At 72.0% G+C, this 18,591-nt stretch carries 17 protein-coding genes; 9 read left to right on the forward strand and 8 right to left on the reverse strand.

Features of this window, described 5'->3' with window-relative positions:
- Positions 1-74 precede the first annotated feature (74 nt).
- The 6 genes from RC1_RS19450 (at position 75) to RC1_RS19475 (ending at position 6,840) form a co-directional block, all read left to right on the forward strand.
- Positions 75-1,190 carry a class 1 fructose-bisphosphatase gene (locus RC1_RS19450; protein ID WP_012569177.1) on the forward strand — a complete coding sequence of 372 codons (1,116 nt, stop codon included), beginning with the start codon at positions 75-77 and terminating at the stop codon, positions 1,188-1,190.
- 22 nt (positions 1,191-1,212) lie between these two features.
- Positions 1,213-2,088 carry a phosphoribulokinase gene (locus tag RC1_RS19455; protein ID WP_012569178.1) on the forward strand — a complete coding sequence of 292 codons (876 nt, stop codon included), beginning with the start codon at positions 1,213-1,215 and terminating at the stop codon, positions 2,086-2,088.
- Between the two features lie 55 nt (positions 2,089-2,143).
- Positions 2,144-4,207, forward strand: coding sequence for a transketolase (gene tkt / locus RC1_RS19460; protein ID WP_012569179.1), 2,064 nt, complete (start codon positions 2,144-2,146; stop codon positions 4,205-4,207).
- Between the two features lie 74 nt (positions 4,208-4,281).
- Positions 4,282-5,337 (forward strand): class II fructose-bisphosphate aldolase, encoded by a 1,056-nt coding sequence (gene fba, locus RC1_RS19465; RefSeq protein ID WP_012569180.1) that lies wholly within the window; start codon positions 4,282-4,284, stop codon positions 5,335-5,337.
- A 14-nt stretch (positions 5,338-5,351) separates the two neighbouring features.
- Positions 5,352-6,056 carry a phosphoglycolate phosphatase gene (gene gph / locus RC1_RS19470; RefSeq protein WP_012569181.1) on the forward strand — a complete coding sequence of 235 codons (705 nt, stop codon included), beginning with the start codon at positions 5,352-5,354 and terminating at the stop codon, positions 6,054-6,056.
- Between the two features lie 31 nt (positions 6,057-6,087).
- A complete protein-coding gene (locus tag RC1_RS19475) occupies positions 6,088-6,840 on the forward strand; it encodes an HAD-IA family hydrolase (RefSeq protein ID WP_012569182.1) in 753 nt (250 codons plus the stop codon).
- 33 nt (positions 6,841-6,873) lie between these two features.
- Here RC1_RS19475 and purT read toward each other — a convergent pair whose 3' ends face one another.
- The 3 genes from purT to rfbC all read right to left on the reverse strand — a co-directional run bounded on the left by purT (position 6,874) and on the right by rfbC (position 9,806).
- A complete protein-coding gene (gene purT, locus RC1_RS19480; protein WP_012569183.1) occupies positions 6,874-8,046 on the reverse strand; it encodes a formate-dependent phosphoribosylglycinamide formyltransferase in 1,173 nt (390 codons plus the stop codon).
- 103 nt (positions 8,047-8,149) lie between these two features.
- Complete coding sequence (gene rfbD, locus RC1_RS19485) at positions 8,150-9,061, reverse strand: dTDP-4-dehydrorhamnose reductase (RefSeq protein WP_234703806.1); 912 nt, start codon at positions 9,059-9,061, stop codon at positions 8,150-8,152.
- On the reverse strand, positions 9,054-9,806 hold the full coding sequence (rfbC, locus tag RC1_RS19490) for a dTDP-4-dehydrorhamnose 3,5-epimerase (RefSeq protein WP_336884702.1): 753 nt from the start codon (positions 9,804-9,806) through the stop codon (positions 9,054-9,056). The genes rfbD and rfbC overlap by 8 nt, the downstream gene beginning before the upstream one ends.
- A 23-nt stretch (positions 9,807-9,829) precedes the next feature.
- On the opposite strand from rfbC, the gene RC1_RS19495 reads away from it, so the two are divergent.
- Positions 9,830-11,959: a glycosyltransferase gene (locus RC1_RS19495; RefSeq protein ID WP_012569186.1), complete on the forward strand. Its 2,130-nt coding sequence runs from the start codon at positions 9,830-9,832 to the stop codon at positions 11,957-11,959.
- 73 nt (positions 11,960-12,032) lie between these two features.
- Here the strand turns inward: RC1_RS19495 and RC1_RS19500 are convergent, their stop codons facing one another.
- Both RC1_RS19500 and RC1_RS19505 read right to left on the reverse strand, forming a co-directional pair.
- Positions 12,033-12,794, reverse strand: a complete 762-nt coding sequence (locus RC1_RS19500) for a substrate-binding periplasmic protein (protein ID WP_012569187.1) — start codon at positions 12,792-12,794, stop codon at positions 12,033-12,035.
- A 138-nt stretch (positions 12,795-12,932) separates the two neighbouring features.
- Positions 12,933-13,712: a substrate-binding periplasmic protein gene (locus RC1_RS19505; protein WP_049766777.1), complete on the reverse strand. Its 780-nt coding sequence runs from the start codon at positions 13,710-13,712 to the stop codon at positions 12,933-12,935.
- A 256-nt stretch (positions 13,713-13,968) separates the two neighbouring features.
- Between RC1_RS19505 and RC1_RS19510 the strand changes: the two genes are divergently transcribed.
- Complete coding sequence (locus RC1_RS19510; protein ID WP_012569189.1) at positions 13,969-15,195, forward strand: DUF2336 domain-containing protein; 1,227 nt, start codon at positions 13,969-13,971, stop codon at positions 15,193-15,195.
- A gap of 17 nt (positions 15,196-15,212) precedes the next feature.
- Here the strand turns inward: RC1_RS19510 and RC1_RS19515 are convergent, their stop codons facing one another.
- Complete coding sequence (locus RC1_RS19515) at positions 15,213-15,626, reverse strand: hypothetical protein (protein ID WP_041785599.1); 414 nt, start codon at positions 15,624-15,626, stop codon at positions 15,213-15,215.
- A 374-nt stretch (positions 15,627-16,000) separates the two neighbouring features.
- Here RC1_RS19515 and mdh point away from each other — a divergent pair, with 374 nt between their 5' ends.
- Positions 16,001-16,960, forward strand: coding sequence for a malate dehydrogenase (gene mdh / locus RC1_RS19520; protein ID WP_012569192.1), 960 nt, complete (start codon positions 16,001-16,003; stop codon positions 16,958-16,960).
- A gap of 71 nt (positions 16,961-17,031) precedes the next feature.
- Here mdh and RC1_RS19525 read toward each other — a convergent pair whose 3' ends face one another.
- Both RC1_RS19525 and metW read right to left on the reverse strand, forming a co-directional pair.
- The gene (locus RC1_RS19525) at positions 17,032-17,751 is read right to left on the reverse strand and encodes a PRC-barrel domain-containing protein (RefSeq protein WP_012569193.1); all 720 of its coding nucleotides are present in this window, start codon (positions 17,749-17,751) and stop codon (positions 17,032-17,034) included.
- Between the two features lie 119 nt (positions 17,752-17,870).
- Complete coding sequence (gene metW, locus RC1_RS19530) at positions 17,871-18,590, reverse strand: methionine biosynthesis protein MetW (protein ID WP_012569194.1); 720 nt, start codon at positions 18,588-18,590, stop codon at positions 17,871-17,873.
- Position 18,591: the final 1 nt, after the last annotated feature.

The raw sequence follows: 18,591 nt of genomic DNA on the forward strand, positions 1-18,591 counted from the left end.
GCGCCGTCCTTCCGGCGGTGAAACCGACAAGCTGGCGAGCGAACCGCCGGCAGGATTGAGAACGGGGGAATCAGATGCCGCATCGTCGAACGACGTTCAGTCGCTTCATAATCGAAGATCAGCGCCGCCGCGGTGGCAGCGATACCGAACTGACCGCGCTGCTGAACGACGTGCAGACCGCCTGCAAGTTCATTGCGACGGCCGTCGCCCGGGGCTCCCTCAAGCAGCCTTACACCCCCATCGGGGTGGAAACCGTCGCGGCGCCCGGCGTGAACGTCCATGGCGAGATGCAGAAGCCGCTGGACCTCATCGCCAACGAGATCTTCCTGCGGAACTGCGAGTTCGGCGGCCAGGTCTGCGGCATGGCCTCGGAGGAGATGGAGGAGCCCTACGTCATTCCCGCGCAGTTCCCGCGCGGCCGCTACCTCCTGGTCTTCGATCCGCTGGACGGTTCCTCCAACCTGGACGTCAACGTCACGGTCGGCACCATCTTCTCGATCCTGCGCGCGCCCGAGGGCGTGACCGAACCGACCGTCGAGGATTTCCTGCAGCCGGGCACGCAGCAGGTGGCGGCCGGCTTCGCCCTCTACGGCCCGGTGGACATGATCATCACCACCTTCGGCGAGGGCGTGCACGGCTTCACGCTGGACCGCGAGGTCGGCGCCTATACCCTGACGCATCCGAACATGCGCATCCCCGAGAAGGCGTGCGAGTTCGCCATCAACGCCTCGAACGAGCGTTTCTGGGAACCGCCCGTCCGCCGCTACGTGGAGGAGTGCATCGAGGGCAAGACCGGCCCGCGCGGGCAGGACTTCAACATGCGCTGGGTCGCCAGTCTGGTGGCGGAGGTCTACCGCATCCTGATCCGCGGCGGCCTGTTCATGTACCCGCGGGATACCCGCCCGTCCTGCAAGCCCGGCCGTCTCCGCTTGCTCTACGAGGCCAACCCCATCGCCATGGTGGTGGAACAGGCCGGCGGGGCCGCCAGCACCGGACGTCAGCGCATCCTGGACATCAAGCCGGAGAGCCTGCACCAGCGCGTGCCCCTGATCCTCGGCTCCAAGGCCGAGGTGGAGCGGCTCGACCGCTACCATGCAGCCTACGACCGGGGGGAGGACCTGAAGTTCGAGGCGCCGCTGTTCGGCACCCGCTCGGTCTTCATCACCCCCGTTTCCGCCACCCAGGATTGAGCCCGGACGGGCAGGAGCCACCATGTCGGTCAAGCACCCCATCATCGCCATCACCGGCTCGTCCGGCGCCGGGACGACCACCGTCACCCGCACCTTCCAGCAGATCTTCCGCCGTGAGGGCGTCACCGCGGCCATCGTCGAGGGTGACAGCTTCCATCGCTACGACCGCAAGGAGATGCGGGCGAAGATGAAGGAAGCGCAGGAGAACAACCAGCCCGACTTCAGCCATTTCGGCCCCGAGGCGAACCTGTTCGAGGAGCTGGAGGATCTGTTCCGCCACTACGGCGAGACAGGCCAGGGCCGTGTCCGCAAGTACCTGCACGACGACAAGGAGGCCGAGCCCTACGGTCAGGAGCCCGGCACCTTCACCGACTGGGAGACCTTGCCGGCCGACACCGACATCCTGTTCTACGAGGGCCTGCACGGCTGCGTGAAGACCGACCGGGTTGACGTGTCCCGCCATGTCGATCTCAGGATCGGCGTCGTGCCCATCGTGAACCTGGAGTGGATCCAGAAGATCCACCGCGACCGCAACATGCGCGGCTATTCGCAGGAGGCCGTGGTCGATACGATCCTGCGCCGCATGCCGGACTATGTGAAGTACATCTGCCCGCAGTTCAGCCTGACGGACGTGAACTTCCAGCGCGTGCCGACGGTGGACACCAGCAATCCCTTCGTCGCCCGCGACATTCCCAGCTCCGACGAGAGCATGCTGGTCATCCGCTTCGCCAACCCCAAGGGGATCGACTTCCCCTACCTGCTGGCGATGCTGAAGGACAGCTTCATGTCCCGGCCCAACACCATCGTCTGCCCGGGCGATAAGATGGCGCTGGCCATGCAGTTGATCTTCACCCCCATGATCTGGCAGCTCATGGATCGCAAGAAGAAGGCGTTCTAGAATTCCAAGCACAAGGGTGGCCCGACGTCGCCCGAACCCACCCGGAGGATTTGCCATGACCGCGACCGCAGAGGCCGGCGCACAGGAAGCCCTTGCCCCGACGATGCCCGACCCCCTGTCCCCGGCGGAGCGTCGGCACCTTGCCAACGCGCTGCGGGTGCTGGCGATCGACGCGGTGGAGGCGGCCAAGTCCGGCCACCCCGGCATGCCCATGGGCATGGCCGACATCGCCGAGGCGCTGTGGCGCCGTCACCTGCGCCACAACCCGGCCGATCCGGCCTGGCCGGACCGTGACCGCTTCGTGCTGTCGAACGGCCACGGCTCGATGCTGCTCTACGGTCTGCTGCACCTCACCGGCTACGACCTGCCGATCGAGGAGCTGAAGCGGTTCCGCCAGCTCCACTCCAAGACGCCGGGCCACCCCGAATACGGCCTCACGCCGGGCGTGGAGACGACGACCGGCCCGCTCGGCCAGGGCATCGCCAACGCCGTCGGCATGGCGCTGGCCGAGCGCCTGCTGGCGGCCGAGTTCAACCGGCCGGACCACACCATCGTCGATCACCGCACCTTCTGCTTCGTCGGCGACGGCTGCCTGATGGAGGGTCTCAGCCACGAGGTCTGCTCGCTCGCGGGCACGCTGGGGCTGGAGAAGCTGGTCGTGCTCTATGACGACAACGGCATCTCCATCGACGGCCATGTCGTCGGCTGGTTCGCCGACGACACGCCGAAGCGGTTCGAGGCCTATGGCTGGCGCGTCATCCGCGACGTGGACGGGCACGACGCGGCGGCGCTGGACCGGGCGCTGGCCGAGGCGGTGACACCCTGCGGCAAGCCCACCCTGATCTGCTGCAAGACCGTCATCGGCTGGGGCAGCCCGGCCAAGGCCGGCACCCACGATGTCCACGGCGCGCCCCTGGGGGCCGCCGAGTCCGCCGCCGCCAAGGCGGAGATGGGCTGGACCGCGGCCCCGTTCGAGATCCCCGAGGACGTGCGCGCCGGCTGGGACGCGCGCGGCCGCGGCGCCGCCCTGGAGGGCGCGTGGCAGGAGCGGTTCCGCCGTTATGCCGAGGCGCACCCCGATCTGGCGGCCGAGTTCACCCGCCGCGTCTCGGGCGAGCTGCCGGCGGACTTCGCCAGGGCGGCCGACGCCTGGATCGCGGAGACGGCGGCCCGCACCGACACCGTCGCCACCCGCAAGGCCTCGCAGCAGGCGATCCAGGCCCTGGCCGGCCTGCTGCCGGAGATGCTGGGCGGCTCGGCCGACCTGACCGGCTCCAACCTCACCGACTGGAAGGGTTCCGCCTCGGTCCGCATGACCGGCGGCGGCAGCTACGTGCATTACGGCGTGCGCGAGTTCGGCATGACCGCGATGATGAACGGCGTGGCGCTGCATGGTGGCTACCTGCCGTTCGGCGGCACTTTCCTGGTCTTCTCCGACTATGCCCGCAACGGCCTGCGGCTGGCCGCCCTGATGGGGCTGCGCGTCGTCCATGTGCTGACGCACGACAGCATCGGCCTGGGCGAGGACGGGCCGACCCACCAGCCGATCGAGCACGCCGCCAGCCTGCGGCTGATGCCCAACATGGATGTCTGGCGGCCCTGCGATGCGCTGGAGACGGCGGTCGCGTGGCGTACCGCCGTGGAGCGCCACACCGGCCCGAGCTGCCTGCTGCTGTCCCGGCAGGGGCTGCCGGCGCAGAGCGGCCCCGGCCGGACCGACGGCGCCGCCCGCGGCGGCTATGTGCTGGCGGAGGCCGATGGCGGCAGGCCGGACGTGGTGCTGATCGCCACCGGCTCCGAGGTGCAGGTGGTGATGGAGGCCAGGACGGTGCTGGCCGGGCGCGGCATCGCGGCGCGGGTCGTCTCCATGCCCTGCTGCGAGCTGTTCGACCGCCAGGACGAGGCGTGGAAGGCGTCCGTGCTGCCCGCCGGCGTGCCGCGCATGGCCGTGGAGGCCGGGGCCCCCGACCTCTGGCGCAAGTATGTCGGCCTGGACGGCGACGTGGTGGGCATCGCGCGCTTCGGCGAATCCGCCCCGGCCGGCGACCTCTACCGCTTCTTCGGCCTCACGGCCGATGCCGTGGCGCAGCGCACGGCGCGGCTGCTGGGCCGCGTCTGACCCGGGACTGGCAACGACGGCGCGACCGGCGCCGACACAACGGCCGACACAACGACAGAATCTGGAGGAATCCGATGGCCTTGATCTCCCTCCGTCAGCTCCTCGACCATGCCGCCGAGCATGGCTACGGGGTGCCGGCGTTCAACATCAACAACATGGAACAGATCCACGCGATCATGCAGGCGGCCGACGCCTGCGACAGCCCGGTGATCCTCCAGGCCTCCGCCGGTGCCCGCAAGTACGCCGGCGAGCCGTTCCTGCGCCGCATGGTCGAGGCGGCGGTGGAGATGTGGCCGCACATTCCGATCTGCATGCACCAGGACCATGGCGGCAGCCCGGCCGTCTGCCAGCAGTCGATCCGCTCCGGCTTCACCAGCGTGATGATGGACGGTTCGCTGAAGGAGGACATGAAGACCCCCTCCAGCTACGAGTACAATGTCGCGGTCACGGCCAAGGTGGTGGAGTTCGCCCACGCTGTCGGCGTTTCGGTCGAAGGCGAGCTGGGCTGCCTCGGCTCGCTGGAGAGCGGTCAGGCGGGTGAGGAGGACGGCTCCGGCGCCGAGGGCGTGCTCTCGCACGACCAGCTCCTGACCGATCCGGAGCAGGCGGCTCAGTTCGTCGCCGCCACCGGCGTGGACGCGCTGGCCATCGCCATCGGCACCAGCCACGGCGCCTACAAGTTCACCCGCAAGCCGTCGGGCGACATCCTCGCCATCGGCCGGGTGAAGGAGATCCACGAGCGCATCCCGAACACCCACCTCGTGATGCACGGCTCCTCCTCCGTGCCGCAGGACTGGCTGGAGATCATCCGGGAGAACGGCGGGGCCATCAAGGAGACCTACGGCGTGCCGGTGGAGGAGATCCAGCAGGGCATCCGCTACGGCGTGCGCAAGGTCAACATCGACACCGACGTGCGTCTGGTCATGACCGGCGCCATCCGCCGTCTGATGGCGAAGAAGCCGGACGAGTTCGACCCGCGCAAGTTCCTGGCCGAGGCGACCAAGGCCGCCAAGGCGCTCTGCCAGGAGCGTTTCGAGCAGTTCGGCACGGCCGGTCAGGCCTCGCGCATCAAGCCGCTGCCGCTGGAGAAGATGGCCGCCTTCTACGCCGCCGGGCGCGCTGCGGCGTGAGCGGGAGCACGGCGATGACTTCCCGTCCGGAGCCGACCGTCCAGGCCTTCCCGGCCCTGGTCTTCGATCTGGACGGGACCCTGCTGGACAGCGTTCCCGACATCGGGCAGGCGCTGAACCGCACGCTGATGGATCTGGGCCGGCCGACCGTGTCGCCGGCCCAGGTGCGGCGCTTCGTCGGCGATGGCGTGCGCCGGCTGGTGGAGCGCGGGCTGGAGGCGACCGGCGGCCTGCCCGACGCGGGGGCGCAGGACGCCGCCCTCGACCGCTTCATGGCCATCTATGGCGCCATCCCCGCCGATCCGGCCTGCATCTTCCCCGGGGTGCTGGACACCCTGCGGGCGCTGGCCGCGGCGGGGCACGGCCTTGCCGTCTGCACCAACAAGCCCGAGGCGATCACCCGCGACCTGCTGCGCGACCTCGGCCTGCTGGATCTGCTGGCCGCCGTCGTCGGCGGCGACACGCTGCCCCAGCGCAAGCCGGCGCCGGAGCCGCTGCTGGCGGCTATCGCACGCATGGGGGCATCGCCGGCCGGGGCCCTGATGGTGGGCGACAGCGAGAACGATGTCGCCACGGCGCGCGCCGCCGGGGTGCCCGTCGTCGCCGTCACCTACGGCTATTCCCGCGTGCCGGTCCCCGAGCTGGGGGCCGACCATGTGATCGACCGATTCGATGCGTTGCCCGGCGCGATCGCCTCCCTGGCGTCGCGGCGGGCCTGATCCGGCCCCCACCCCCGCAGAAAGGGACCCCATGCGCCCGAAGGCCATCCTCTTCGACGTGGACGGCACCCTGGCCGAGACGGAGGAACTGCACCGTCAGGCCTTCAACCGGACCTTCCAGGAGTTCGGCCTGGACTGGGACTGGGACCCCGCCCTCTACCGCGATCTCCTGGCGGTGGCCGGCGGCAAGGAGCGTCTGCTCCACTACATCGCGGCCTATGACCCGCCCGACGCGGCGCGGGCCGAGGCCTCGCTGGCGGATCTGCACGCGGCGAAGACCCGGACCTATGCCGACTTGATCACGGCGGGGGAGGCGCGGCTGCGGCCCGGCGTGGCCCGGCTGATGCTGGAGGCGCACGCGGCCGGCATTCCGGTCGCCATCGCCACCACCACCAGCCCGGAGAATGTGGAGGCGCTGCTGGCGACGGCGGGGCGGGACGTGGCGCATACCGTTGCCGTCATCGCCGCCGGCGACATGGTGCCGAACAAGAAGCCCGCGCCGGACGTCTACCATTACGCCCTGGAGCGGCTCGGCTGTGCCGCGGCGGACTGCGTCGCCATCGAGGACTCGGCGGCCGGCGCCGAGGCCGCCCTGGCGGCCGGCCTGCCCACGGTCATCACCCGTTCCGCCTTCACCGAGCCCGGCCCGGCGGAGCGGGTGCTCTGCGTGCTGAGCGACCTGGGCGAGCCGGACGCCCCCTTCGTCCGTCTGGCCGGCGGCGAGGAGCGGGAGGGGGAGGGCATGGTCACCCTCGACCTGTTGCGGCGCTGGCTGGCGGACTGATCCGCCTCCCGGCTCCCGTTCGGAGCGCCGGCCCTATTCGTAGCGGATATGCACCCGTGCCGCGGCCTCGGTCGCGGTGCGGCGTGCCTCCTCGGCGGTGGTGCCGGTGGCGAGCGCCACGCCCATGCGGCGGTAGGGGCGCGTCGTCGGCTTGCCGAACAGGCGCACATCCACTGCCTGGTCCGCGCGGCCCACGGCCAGCGCCTCGGCCAGACCCTCGAAGGCGAAACGGTCGGAATCGCGGTCGGCCAGGATGACGGCCGAGGCGGTCGGCCCGCGCAGGTCGATGGCCGGGATCGGCAGGCCCAGGATGGCGCGGGCGTGCAGGTCGAATTCCGACAGGGTCTGCGACAGCAGCGTCACCATGCCGGTGTCGTGCGGCCGCGGGCTCAGTTCGGAGAAGATCACCTCGTCCTTCGTGACGAAGAACTCCACGCCGAAGATACCGTAGCCGCCCAGATCGTCCACCACCTTGCGCGCCATCTCCTGCGCGGCGGCCAGCAGGGCGGGGGCCATGCCCACGGGCTGCCAGGATTCCTGGTAGTCGCCGCGCTCCTGCCGGTGGCCGATCGGCTCGCAGAACAGCACGCCCTGCCGCGTCCGCACGGTCAGCAGGGTGATCTCGTACTCGAAGCGGATGAACTCCTCGACGATCACCTTGCGGCGGTCGCCACGCATGTTGGCGACGGCGTACTCCCAGGCGGCGGCCAGCTTGTCCGGTGCGTCCACCGTGCTCTGGCCCTTGCCGGAGGAGGACATCACCGGCTTGATGACGCAGGGAAACCCGGTGTGGGCCGCGGCCGCCTCGACGTCCTCCAGGCTCTCGGCATAGCGGTAGCGGGAGGTGCGCAGCCCCAGCTCCACCGCTGCGACCTCGCGGATGCGGTCGCGGTTCATGGTCATGTAGGTGGCGCGGGCGGAGGGCACGACGGTGAAGCCCCGGGCCTCCACCTCCTGCAGCACCTCAGTACGGATCGCCTCCACCTCCGGCACGATGAAGTCCGGCCGGTGGCGCTCGATGGCGTCGCGCAGCCGGTCGGCATCCAGCATGGGGAAGACCTCCGCCGCGTCGGCCACCTGCATGGCGGGAGCGCCGGCATAGCTGTCGCAGGCCACGACATGGCAGCCCAGCCGCTTGGCCGAGATGGCGAACTCCCGACCCAGCTCGCCGGAGCCGAGCAGCAGAATCCGGGCGGTGAAGGCCATGCGCTGTCCCCTCGTCTCAAGGTCCGGCCCGACGGCGGCCGGTCGCGGATGTGTGCATCGGCCGCCGTCCGGGCGCAAGGGCCGCGCGCGCAGCCAGGCCGCGTCAGTGCGCCGTCAGCCGGTCCAGGCAGCGCCGCACCCCGGCCCGCCAGTCCGGCGCCGCGATCCCGTAGACCGTTCCGATCCTGGTACAGTCCAGCACAGAGAAGGCCGGGCGGCGGGTCGGCGTGGGATAGTCCGCGGTCGTGATCGGCAGCAGCCGGGGCACCGGCAGGCCTCTCCGTTCCGCTTCCGCAAAGATCGCGGCGGCGAAGCCGTGCCAGGTCGTCGCCGGGGTGCCGGCGACGTGGAAGGTGCCCCACAGGGGGGAGGCGTCGTCCGGCCGGTCCGCCGCCAGCCGGTCCGCGATGCCCAGACAGGCGGCGGCGATGTCGTCCGCGGCGGTGGGGCAGCCCCGCTGGTCGTCCACCACCCGCACCTCCGGCCGCTCCCGGCCCAGGCGCAGCATGGTGCGCAGGAAGTTGTTCCCGTCGGGGGAGAAGACCCAGGCCGTGCGCAGGATCACATGCCGCGGCCCGGCCTCCCGCACCGCCGCCTCTCCGGCCGCCTTGCTGGCGCCGTAGACGCCCAGCGGCGCCACCGGATCGTCCTCCCGGTAGGGCCGGGTGCCGCTGCCGTCGAAGACATAGTCGGTGGAGAGGTGCAGCAGCGGCCGTTCCGCCTCCGCACAGACACGGGCCAGCAGGCCAGGCCCCGTCGCATTGGCGGCGATGGCGGCGTCACGCTCCGTCTCCGCCTGATCCACGCGGGTGTAGGCGGCGGCGTTCACCACCAGATCCGCCGCCGCGACCGCCTGGCGGAGACTGTCCCTGTCCGCCGTCGCAAGGTCCAGCACGGACCGTTCCGGAGCCGAAACGGACCAGCCGCGCTCAGGGGCCAGCCGGCGCAGGGCGGTGCCCACCTGTCCCGTGCCGCCGAGCAGGAGCAGGCGGCGGCGCTCCATCGTCTCAGGCATCCGTTCCGCCTTCGTAATGGAACAGCGGGCCGAGATCGGCGAGGCGGGGGAGCACGCGGTCCTTGTCGGAGACGACGGCCCGGTCGGGTCCCGCCGGCCAGTCGATGCCCAGCGCCGGATCGGCCCAGTGGATGCCGCCGTCATGCTCCCGGGAATAGGGGGCGGAGACCTTGTAGTGGACCTCCGTATCCGGTTCGAGCGTGCAGAAACCGTGGGCGAAGCCGGCCGGGACATAGAGCTGGTTGCCCGCCTCCGCCGACAGGGTGACGGCGACATGCCGGCCGAAGGTGGGGGAGCCGTGGCGGATGTCCACCGCCACGTCCACGATGCTGCCGCGCAGGACCTGGACCAGCTTCGCCTGGGCGAAGGGCGGGCGCTGGAAATGCAGGCCGCGCACGGTGTAGACCGGGCGCGACAGGGACCTGTTGTCCTGCATGAAGCGCGCGTCCACCCCGGCGGCGCGGTAGCGCTCCTCCTGGTAGAGTTCCACGAAGTAGCCGCGGTCGTCGAAGAACCGTCGGGGCGTGATCAGCAGCACGCCGGCGATCGGAGTCGTCTCCACCTGCATCCCGGTCCCCCGGTCCTTGCCCTTGTTCGCGCCGGCCCCCGGCGCCACGGTCCGCTGGTAGCACAGCGTCGCGGGCGCAGCAAAGCCCTGCCGCTGCCCGGGATTGCCTTCCGGCCGCGCGGCCCTGTACTGATCGTCGCCGATACCGGCCGCCGCCGACCTGACGCGGCGGCGCAAGACCGACGGCCCGGAGACCGAGCGTGACCCCAGCGGGCAGACCCTTCCTCGCCACCCTGAAACGGTCCCTGGCCTCCGTTCCGGGCCTGCAGGGCTGGGTCCACCGGCTGCGCCGGCTGCGCGCCGGCCGCCAGCGCTCCACGGCCGACCATGCCTTCGCCCGCAGCCGCGAGGAGTTCCGCCGCGAGGCGCGGGCGCGCATGGAGGACTTTCTGGCGGGGCAGGGGCGCTTCACCGTGCCCCCGGCGCCGGCGCCGGCCCCGGAGGTCAGCGTCGTGCTGATCCTGTTCAACAATGCGGAGCTGAGCTTCGAGTGTCTGCGACATCTGTTCGCCGCCGATCTGCCGGCCTGGGAACTGATCGTCGTCGACAACGCCTCCGCCGACGACACCGGGCGGCTGCTGGAGCGTTGCGCGGGGGCCCGGATCATCCGCAACGGCGACAATCTCGGCTTCCTTCAGGCCGTCAACCAGGCGGCGGAGGTGGCGCGGGGCCGCTTCCTGCTGCTCCTGAACAGCGATGCCTTCCTCGCCCCCGATGCCGTGCGGCTGGCCCTGGAGACGGCCGCCGATCCGGCGGTCGGCGCCGTGGGCGGGCGCATCGTGCTGCCCGACGGCAGCCTGCAGGAGGCCGGCTCCATCGTCTGGAACGACGGCACCTGCAAGGGCTACGGCCGCGGCGGCCATCCGCTTGCCGGTCCGTACATGTTCCGGCGGACGGTGGACTACTGCTCCGGCGCCTTCCTGCTGTTCCGCCGGGAGGTGTTCGAGCGGCTGGGCCGGTTCGACACCGCCTACAGCCCGGCCTACTATGAGGAGACGGATTTCTGCCTGCGCCTCTGGGCGGCCGGGCTGGCGGTGGTCTACGACCCGCGGGTGCGGGTCAACCATCTGGAATTCGGCAGTTCCGAGAAGCGCGACCATGCGCTGGAGCTGCAACGCCGCAACCGCGGCCTGTTCGCGGCGAAGCACCACGACGCCCTGGCCCGGCGCCAACCGCCGGGGGCGGATCTTGCCGGCCGCATCTGGCCGCCGCCCGCCCGCCGCGTGCTGATCGTGGACGACCGGCCGCCGGCCCCGGAGCTGGGCGCCGGCTTCCCCCGCGCCCTCGCCATCCTCAAGCAGATCCAGGGTTCCGGCGCGGCCGTCACCCTGGTTACCACCGCGCCCGAGACCTACGGCTGGGATGCGATCCGCCGCCATGTCCCCTGGGAGGTGGAGGTGGTGCAGGGCGACGACTGTCCCTCCCTTGACCGTTTCCTGGCCGAGCGCTTCCTGGCCGGGCGGGGCGGATGTTTCGACCTGGTCCTGGTCAGCCGCCCGCACAACATGCGCGCCTTCCTGGCGGCCGGCGGCCGGCGGCGGATCGGGTCCGCGCGGCTTGTCTACGACGCCGAGGCGATCTTCACCGACCGGCTGGCGGGAGAGGCGGCGCTGGCCGGCCGACCCCTGCCGGCAGCGCGGGAGGCGGCGCTGCGGGCGCGCGAGATGGCGCTGGCACGGCAGGCCGATACCGTGATCGCCGTCAGTCCGCTGGATGCCGACGCGATGCGGCGGGCCGGTGTTCCCGATGTGCGGGTGATCGGCCATGCGCTCGAGGCGGCGCCCACGCCCGCCGGGCCGGAGGCGCGCGCGGGCCTGCTGTTCGTCGGCAACATGGATGCCGACCTGTCGCCCAACGTGGACGGGATCCTCTGGTTCCTGGACGAGGTGCTGCCGCTGCTGCCCGAGGCGCTGCGGGAGCGCGCCGCTGTCACCCTGGTCGGGTCGGCGGGCAGCGCCCGGCTGGCCGCCCGGGTGGCAGGCCGGGCCACCGTCGCGGGGCGGCAGCCGGCGCTGGAGCCGTTCTACGACGGGCACCGGGTCTTCATCGCCCCGACGCGCTTCGCCGCGGGAATCCCGCACAAGGTCCACGAGGCGGCGGCGCACGGCCTGCCGGTCGTCGGCACGCCGCTGCTGGCCCGGCAACTGGGCTGGCAGCCGGGGCGGGACCTGTTGACGGGCGCGACTCCGGCCGACTTCGCCCTGGCCTGCACCCGGCTGCTGACCGACGACGGGCTCTGGTGGTCCGTGCGGACGGCGGCGCTGGCGGCGGTGACGCGGGACTGCGGCCCCGACCGTTTCCGCGCCGCCGTCGCGGCCCTGCTGGACTGAGGGTGGTGGATGCCCTCACGCGCGCCGTCGTGCGGACGGCGCGCGGGGGGCTGCGGCAGCCGTGAGGTGGCCGCTACTTCTTCACCCAGTCCTTCAGCCCGTACTTCTTCAGAATCTCCACCAGCCGGCCGCTCTGGCGCAGGGCGGCGATGCCGTCCTCCAGCCGCTTCGCATGCTCCGCCCCCTTGGGATCGGCCGGGGAGAAGGCGACATAGACCGGGGCGCCTTCGCTGGCGACGTTCAGCTCGAACAGGTTGGACAGCTTCATCTGCTCGATCGTGTATTCCAGCACGGCGTCGCTCTCGATGATGACATCCACCTTCCCCTGGGCCAGCAGCATCACAAGGTCGTGCGTGGCGGCATCGCCGGACACGGCGACCACGGCGGGCGTGTCCTTGTTCGCCGCGATGTAGGCGTCCAGCGCGTCGTCGTAGGTGTAGTCGGCGATCATCCCCAGCCGCTTGCCCTTGAGCGAGTCGGGTCCGGTGTAGCGGAAGCCGCTGCCCTTGGGCGAGGCGAAGGCATAGGAGGAATAGCCCTCCGCCGAGCTGGTGAAGATCAGGTCCGGCGCGTCCTTCTTCGCCGCGCCCACGACGGCCGTCACCGTTCCGGCCCGCACCGCCTGGATGGCGTCCTCATAGGCCATGAGCTGGTAATCGACGGTGATGCCGGCCGGTTCGAACACGGCCTTCGCCAGATCGATCAGATAGCCGGCCGGCTCCTGCCCCGGCTCGCAGTTGTAGGGGCACCAGAGGTCTGCCCGCAGGGTGATGGTTTCCGCCCGCGCCGGCAACGCCAGGAACAGGCCGAGGAAAAGGACCGCAAGGTGGCGCATGGTTGTTCTGTCCTGCAACCGTGGTGGTGCGCCCTATCCTAACGGATCTGTGTTGACGATAAATTGCGACGGATCGGTTCCCTTACCGGTTCGCAGCCGTCCTGCCCGGCCCTCCGGACCGGCGGGCGGGACCGGCCGTCACCGCCCGGGCGGGGGCGCCACGGCCGCGGCATGCCCGACCGTCCAGTCCGTCAGGCCGTAGCGGCTCAGGATTTCCGCCAGCCGGCCGCTCCGGCGCATCTCGCGCAGGCCGGCATCCAGCACGGCCGCATGGTCCGCCGCCTTCGGATCGGCGGGGGAGAAGGCGATGTGGATCACCTCCGGCGCGCTGATCGCCTGACTTTCCGCCAGCCCCGTCAGCCCTTCGGCGGCCAGCGTGTAGTCCAGTACGTTGCGGTCCTCCAGCACCAGATCGACCCGGTTCGCCAGCAGCTTGCGCAGGTTCTGCACGGTCACGTCCTCGCCGGACGCGAGGCTGACGGCCTCGCCCGCCTCGGCATGGGCGGCGATGTAGGCGTCGATCTCCGGTTCGTAGCTGTAGTCGCGCACGGCGGCCAGTCGGTGGCCGTCCAGGCTCTCTGCGCCCCTGTAGGTGAAACCATATCCCCGCCGGGCGGCCAGCGCGTCGGAGGAGAAGCCGACGGCCTCTTCCCCGAAGACCAGATCCTCGCCCTCCTGCCGGGTGGCACCGATCACCCCGGAGATCTTGCCCTGCCGCACCGACTCCAGGGCGCGCGCCCAGGGCATCAGGGCATAGTCCACCTCGATGCCGCGGGCGGCGAACACCTCGCGGGCGATCTCCACCACATAGCCAGGGCGGGCACTGCCCGGGGCGCAGTTGTAGGGGCACCAGGCGTCGGCGCGCAGGGTGATGGTCTCCGCCCGCGCCGGCAGGGCGCCGGGCACGCCGGCGAGCATAAGCACGGCCAGTCCGCAAAGCCGCACCCTTGTGAACAGCCACGTCCGCATCCGAGGTCTCCCAGGAGCCTGTCCGTCCGGGCAGGATACCCATGCCCGGCCTCGGGAAAAGTGAAGCTATCGGGACAGCGGCACGGGGCGGTTGCGGCGGCCCGCTGCGGTCCGGGACATCCGGCTGCCCGCAGATGCCGGGCGTTGCCGTGCCGGGCCGGTTCGGCGATGGTGGCGTCATGTCCGACCGTTTCCGCCCCGTCCCATGAGCCGCCCTCCGGAGAGTCCGCCGCCGGCGCTTCCGCCGCTGGACTACGACACGGCCAAGGCCCTGGCCGCCGATCCCGACCCGGCGGTGCGGGCGGGGCTGGCAGCGCGCGCCGACGCGCGGCCGGAGCTTCTCTACTATCTGGCCGATGACGACAGCCCCGCGGTGCGCCGGGCCGTGGCGGCGAACGCGGCCACGCCGCTGCGGGCCTCTGCCCGGCTGGCGCGCGACCGGGACGACGATGTGCGCGTGCTGCTGGCGGGCAAGCTGGCCCGCGCCCTGCCGGGTCTTACCGCGGCCGAGCAGGCCGCCCTGCGCGACGTTGCCCACCATGCGTTGGAGCTTCTGGCGGCGGACCAGGTGGTGCGGGTCCGGGCGGCCGTTGCCAGCGCGCTCAAGGACGTGGACTGCGCTCCGCCCGGCCTTGTCGCCCGGCTTGCCCGCGATGTCGCCCGCGAGGTGGCGGAGCCGATCCTGCGCACCTGCGCCACCCTGTCCGATGCGGATCTGATCGCCATCCTGAAGGCGCAGCCGCAGCCCTGGGTGGCCGACGCCATCGCGCGCCGACAGGCTGCCGGTCCGGGGGTCAGCGATGCCGTTCCGGCCGGGGAGGCGCCTCCCCGGCCGGCACCGGACCTCGACCCGCCGCCGGAGCCGCCCGCGCCCGTCGCCCTGCCGCCGGCCCTGCCCGGGCAGGTCCTGGCCGTCCGCCCGGCCGTGCCCGAGGCCCTGGCCGGGCGCCTGTCCGAGGCGGTGCAGGACAGCCTGCACCAGGCGCTGGCGGAGCAGGGCGAGTTCGATCCGGAGACGCTGGAGGCCATCGCCGGCACGGCGCGGCGGCGCATTGACTGGGCCCGCGAGTATGCCCGGCGCGAGCCGCCGGAGGTCCGCGCCCGCCGCCTGCACGCGGACGGCACGCTGGACGAGGCGGCGGTGCTGGATGCGCTCGCCTGGGGCGACCGCCCCTTCGTCGAGATCGCTCTGGCCCTGCGTGCCGGCATCGCGGCGGAGGTCGTGCACCGCATCCTGGAGACGCAGCGGCCCAAGAGCGTGACGGCCCTGTGCTGGCGTGCCGGGCTTTCCATGCGGGCGGCCCGGGTCGTGCAGGCGAAGGCGGCCCGCATCCCCCTGCGCAGCGTCCTGAACGCCCGCCACGGCACCGACTATCCGCTGACCGAGGCGGAGATGCGGACGCTGCTCGCGCTCTTCGACATTCCCGGCTGAGATCGTCGGCCGGCGGGTCAGCGCAGACCCGCGGGACCCGTCCGGCCGGGGGCAGGGTCGTCCAGGCCCGGGCGCCGGGGTTCCTTCTCGATCAGCCTCCCGCTGTCCTCGCCGCGGGGACGGACGCCGGGGCCGCGGCCGGTCCAGTCCACCAGGACGCGGCGCCACTCCTCCACTGCGCAGCGCTCGCGCAGGGCCACCAGCTCCGGCGGCGGGCCGCAGCAGGAAGTGAAGGGCCGGACCCAGAGCGGGATCGACTGCATCGCAGGGTCGATCATGATCTCCAGCAGGTTGGCGTTCAGCCGGCAGTCCCCCAGCGGCTCGGACGCCGTCTGCGGCAGTTCCCGCTCCGCCCGCGGGCCGGAGGGGGCGGTGTCCGGCTGCGCCCGGGCGGGTCCTGCGACCGTCAGGGCCAGCAGAACGGTCAGCATCGTGGCCGGGGGGCCGGGCAACCGGGGCAGACGGACCCGATGCGGCGGGGACCGGCGGCGGGGTGTGGCATGCTGCATCGGGGACTCCTGTCGTCGTCGCTGGGGCGCGCCGGCGGCTCCGGCGGGCCGCCTTCCGGAAGAAGCAACCCCGCATCCGGGCCGGCTGTTCCCGCCGGAACCTAACCGGGTGGCGGCTTGCCCCGGCGGGCGAATCAGGCTAAGCACCGGCTCCGCGGACAGATCGCCGCAGCCACGGTGCCTCCGACGGGGTCCGGCTGCGGCCGGGAGCGCGCGGGGGATGCGCGTCCGTCCCGACGGGTCCTTCCGTTTCGCACAACCCGTTCCCAGAACGGCATAATCGAGGACGCAAACCCATGGCACGCAAGAAGATCGCACTCGTCGGCGCCGGCCAGATCGGCGGCACGCTGGCTTTGCTCGCCGGCCAGAAGGAGCTGGGCGACATCGTCCTGCTCGACATTCCCGACGCGGAGGGCGTGGCCAAGGGCAAGGCCCTCGACATCGCCGAGGCGTCGCCGGTCGAAGGCTTCGACGCGGGCTACACCGGCACCTCGAACTATGCCGACTTGGCCGGCGCCGACGTCGTGATCGTCACGGCGGGCGTGCCGCGCAAGCCGGGCATGAGCCGCGACGACCTGGTCGGCATCAACGCCAGGATCATCAAGGCGGTGGGCGAGGGCATCCGCACCCATGCCCCGGACGCCTTCGTCATCGTCATCACCAACCCGCTCGACGCCATGGTCGGCCTGATGCAGCAGGTCACCGGCTTCGACCCGGCCAAGGTGGTCGGCATGGCCGGTGTGCTGGACAGCGCCCGCTTCCGCTGGTTCCTGGCCGAGGAGTTCAAGGTCAGCGTCGAGGACGTGACCGCCTTCGTGCTGGGCGGCCACGGCGACACCATGGTGCCGTCGGTGCGCTACAGCACCGTCGCCGGCATCCCGCTGCCCGACCTCGTGAAGATGGGCTGGACCACGCAGGAGAAGCTGGACCAGATCGTGCAGCGCACCCGCGACGGCGGGGCGGAGATCGTCGGCCTGCTGAAGACCGGTTCCGCCTTCTACGCCCCGGCGGCCTCGGCCATCGCCATGGCGGAGAGCTACCTGAAGGACAAGAAGCGGGTCATGCCCTGCGCCGCCAGGCTGACCGGCCAGTACGGCGTGGACGGCCTCTATATCGGCGTGCCCGTGGTGATCGGCGCCGGCGGCGTGGAGAAGATCGTCGAGATCGAGCTGAACGCCGAAGAGCAGGCCATGTTCGACAAGTCGGTCGCGGCCGTGAAGTCCCTCGTCGAGGTCACGGCCAAGGTCGCCGGCTGACCCCGGCCGGCCCGACGCCGTTCCGGAACCCCGCGCCGTCCACCCGGCGCGGGGTTTTTCTTGCCCGCCCGCTACCGCCGCGGACCCGACAGGGTGGTGGCGCCGTCGGCATAGGTGAAGCCCGGCATCCTCTCCACCTCCGCCGCCGGCAGGTCCAGGGTGACCGGGCGCTTGCCGTCGGCGGCACCGGCGGGGTCCAGCTTCAGCGCCTCCGCCGGCACCCGCAGCAGCCCTTCGCCCAGGCCCAGCACGCCGCCGCGGCCCAGGATCACGGCCTCGATCCGCGCATCCGTGCCCTGCACGACGAAGTCGCGCACGGTGCCGATGCGCTCGCCCTCCCGGCTGACCGCGGTGCGGCCGATCAGGGCCTCGGCCTCGCGCGCCGTCAGCCGGGCCAGCCCGGCCGCCGCCCCGGGGGTCAGGGCGATCTCGGGATCGCCCTGCGCTGGCGCGGTGCGCAGGGCATCGGCCAGGGCGGGGGCACCGTCGTCGGGGGCATCTCCGTCCGGACCCGGCTGCACCGGGACCGGGGTCGTGGTGGCGATGTCGCCCTCTCGCGCCCCGGTGGTCAGCGGGGCCTGCACCTGGCGGTCGTCGGGGGGCGGCACGGGCAGCGTGGCGGCGTCCGGTGCGGGTGCCGGAACGGGCCGCAGCGGGTCTGCCGGCACGGCGGGCGGCCTGTCTTCGGTCGGGGCGCCCTGGGGGGCGCCCTGGGGCGCCGTCCGGGCGACGGCCGGGGACAGGGCGACGACCGCGGCCGTCAGGACGGCGGCAGTGGGCAGGCTGCGCATGGGGCGTGTCCCGTTTCTGGGGTGTGTGCGGGAAACGCGCCGCCAGCATGGCCGGTTCCGCCCCTTTCCGCCGGACGGGCGTCCGTCGCCATGCACTCCCGGCCCGTCACCGGGTCGGGTCAGCCCCGGCGCAGCAGGAAGACGGCCTGTTCGCCCAGCAGGTTGGAGGTCAGGCTGTCCGGTGCCGCCGGGATCGGGCGTCCCTTCGCCCCCAGGATCTCACCGTGCTCGATCACGACATCCAGGCCGCGGCAGAGGTCGATGAAGTCCGCGATGGTGCAGAAATGGATGTTGGGCGTGTCCCACCAGGCATGGCCCAGCGTCTCCGTCACCGGCATGCGGCCGCGGAACATCAGGTAGAGCCGCACCCGCCAGTAGGCGAAGTTGGGGACGGAGACGATGGCGTGCCGGCCGATGCGGACCAGATGGTCCAGCACCTCGCGCGGGCGGCGCATGGCCTGCAGGGTCTGCGACAGGATCACATAATCGAAGCTGTCGCTGGGATAGTCCTTCAGGTCGGTGTCGGCGTCGCCCTGGATGATCGGCAGGCCGCGGGCGACGCCGGCGCGCACCCCGTCCATGGACAGCTCCAGCCCGCGGCCGTCCACGCCCTTCTCCCGCACCAGATAGCCCAGCAGCTCGCCGTCGCCGCAGCCCACGTCCAGCACCCGCGCGCCGGGCTCCACCCAGTCGGCGATGCGGCGCAGGTCGGCGCGGATGCGGCCCGCACTCCGGGCCGAGGCCGCGCCCGTCTCCGGCGCCCGCCTGTCCGGACCCTGCGGTTCAGGTCCGCGCGACGCGGCCGGCCGGCCGGCGCTGAAGCGGCTGCCGTCCGCCATC

This window comes from Rhodospirillum centenum SW (genome assembly GCF_000016185.1).
GTDB lineage: Bacteria > Pseudomonadota > Alphaproteobacteria > Azospirillales > Azospirillaceae > Rhodocista > Rhodocista centena.

What these genes read in the sequence shown, in the direction of transcription:
- fba (WP_012569180.1), top strand. Translation starts at nt 4,282, where the DNA reads ATGGCCTTGATCTCCCTCCGTCAGCTCCTCGACCATGCCGCCGAGCAT.
- rfbD (WP_234703806.1), bottom strand. Translation starts at nt 9,061, where the DNA reads ATGCCTGAGACGATGGAGCGCCGCCGCCTGCTCCTGCTCGGCGGCACG.
- RC1_RS19515 (WP_041785599.1), bottom strand. Translation starts at nt 15,626, where the DNA reads ATGCTGACCGTTCTGCTGGCCCTGACGGTCGCAGGACCCGCCCGGGCG.
- RC1_RS19475 (WP_012569182.1), top strand. Translation starts at nt 6,088, where the DNA reads ATGCGCCCGAAGGCCATCCTCTTCGACGTGGACGGCACCCTGGCCGAG.
- RC1_RS19505 (WP_049766777.1), bottom strand. Translation starts at nt 13,712, where the DNA reads ATGCTCGCCGGCGTGCCCGGCGCCCTGCCGGCGCGGGCGGAGACCATC.
- metW (WP_012569194.1), bottom strand. Translation starts at nt 18,590, where the DNA reads ATGGCGGACGGCAGCCGCTTCAGCGCCGGCCGGCCGGCCGCGTCGCGC.
- RC1_RS19525 (WP_012569193.1), bottom strand. Translation starts at nt 17,751, where the DNA reads ATGCGCAGCCTGCCCACTGCCGCCGTCCTGACGGCCGCGGTCGTCGCC.
- RC1_RS19500 (WP_012569187.1), bottom strand. Translation starts at nt 12,794, where the DNA reads ATGCGCCACCTTGCGGTCCTTTTCCTCGGCCTGTTCCTGGCGTTGCCG.
- tkt (WP_012569179.1), top strand. Translation starts at nt 2,144, where the DNA reads ATGACCGCGACCGCAGAGGCCGGCGCACAGGAAGCCCTTGCCCCGACG.
- RC1_RS19450 (WP_012569177.1), top strand. Translation starts at nt 75, where the DNA reads ATGCCGCATCGTCGAACGACGTTCAGTCGCTTCATAATCGAAGATCAG.
- gph (WP_012569181.1), top strand. Translation starts at nt 5,352, where the DNA reads ATGACTTCCCGTCCGGAGCCGACCGTCCAGGCCTTCCCGGCCCTGGTC.
- mdh (WP_012569192.1), top strand. Translation starts at nt 16,001, where the DNA reads ATGGCACGCAAGAAGATCGCACTCGTCGGCGCCGGCCAGATCGGCGGC.
- purT (WP_012569183.1), bottom strand. Translation starts at nt 8,046, where the DNA reads ATGGCCTTCACCGCCCGGATTCTGCTGCTCGGCTCCGGCGAGCTGGGT.
- RC1_RS19510 (WP_012569189.1), top strand. Translation starts at nt 13,969, where the DNA reads ATGAGCCGCCCTCCGGAGAGTCCGCCGCCGGCGCTTCCGCCGCTGGAC.
- RC1_RS19455 (WP_012569178.1), top strand. Translation starts at nt 1,213, where the DNA reads ATGTCGGTCAAGCACCCCATCATCGCCATCACCGGCTCGTCCGGCGCC.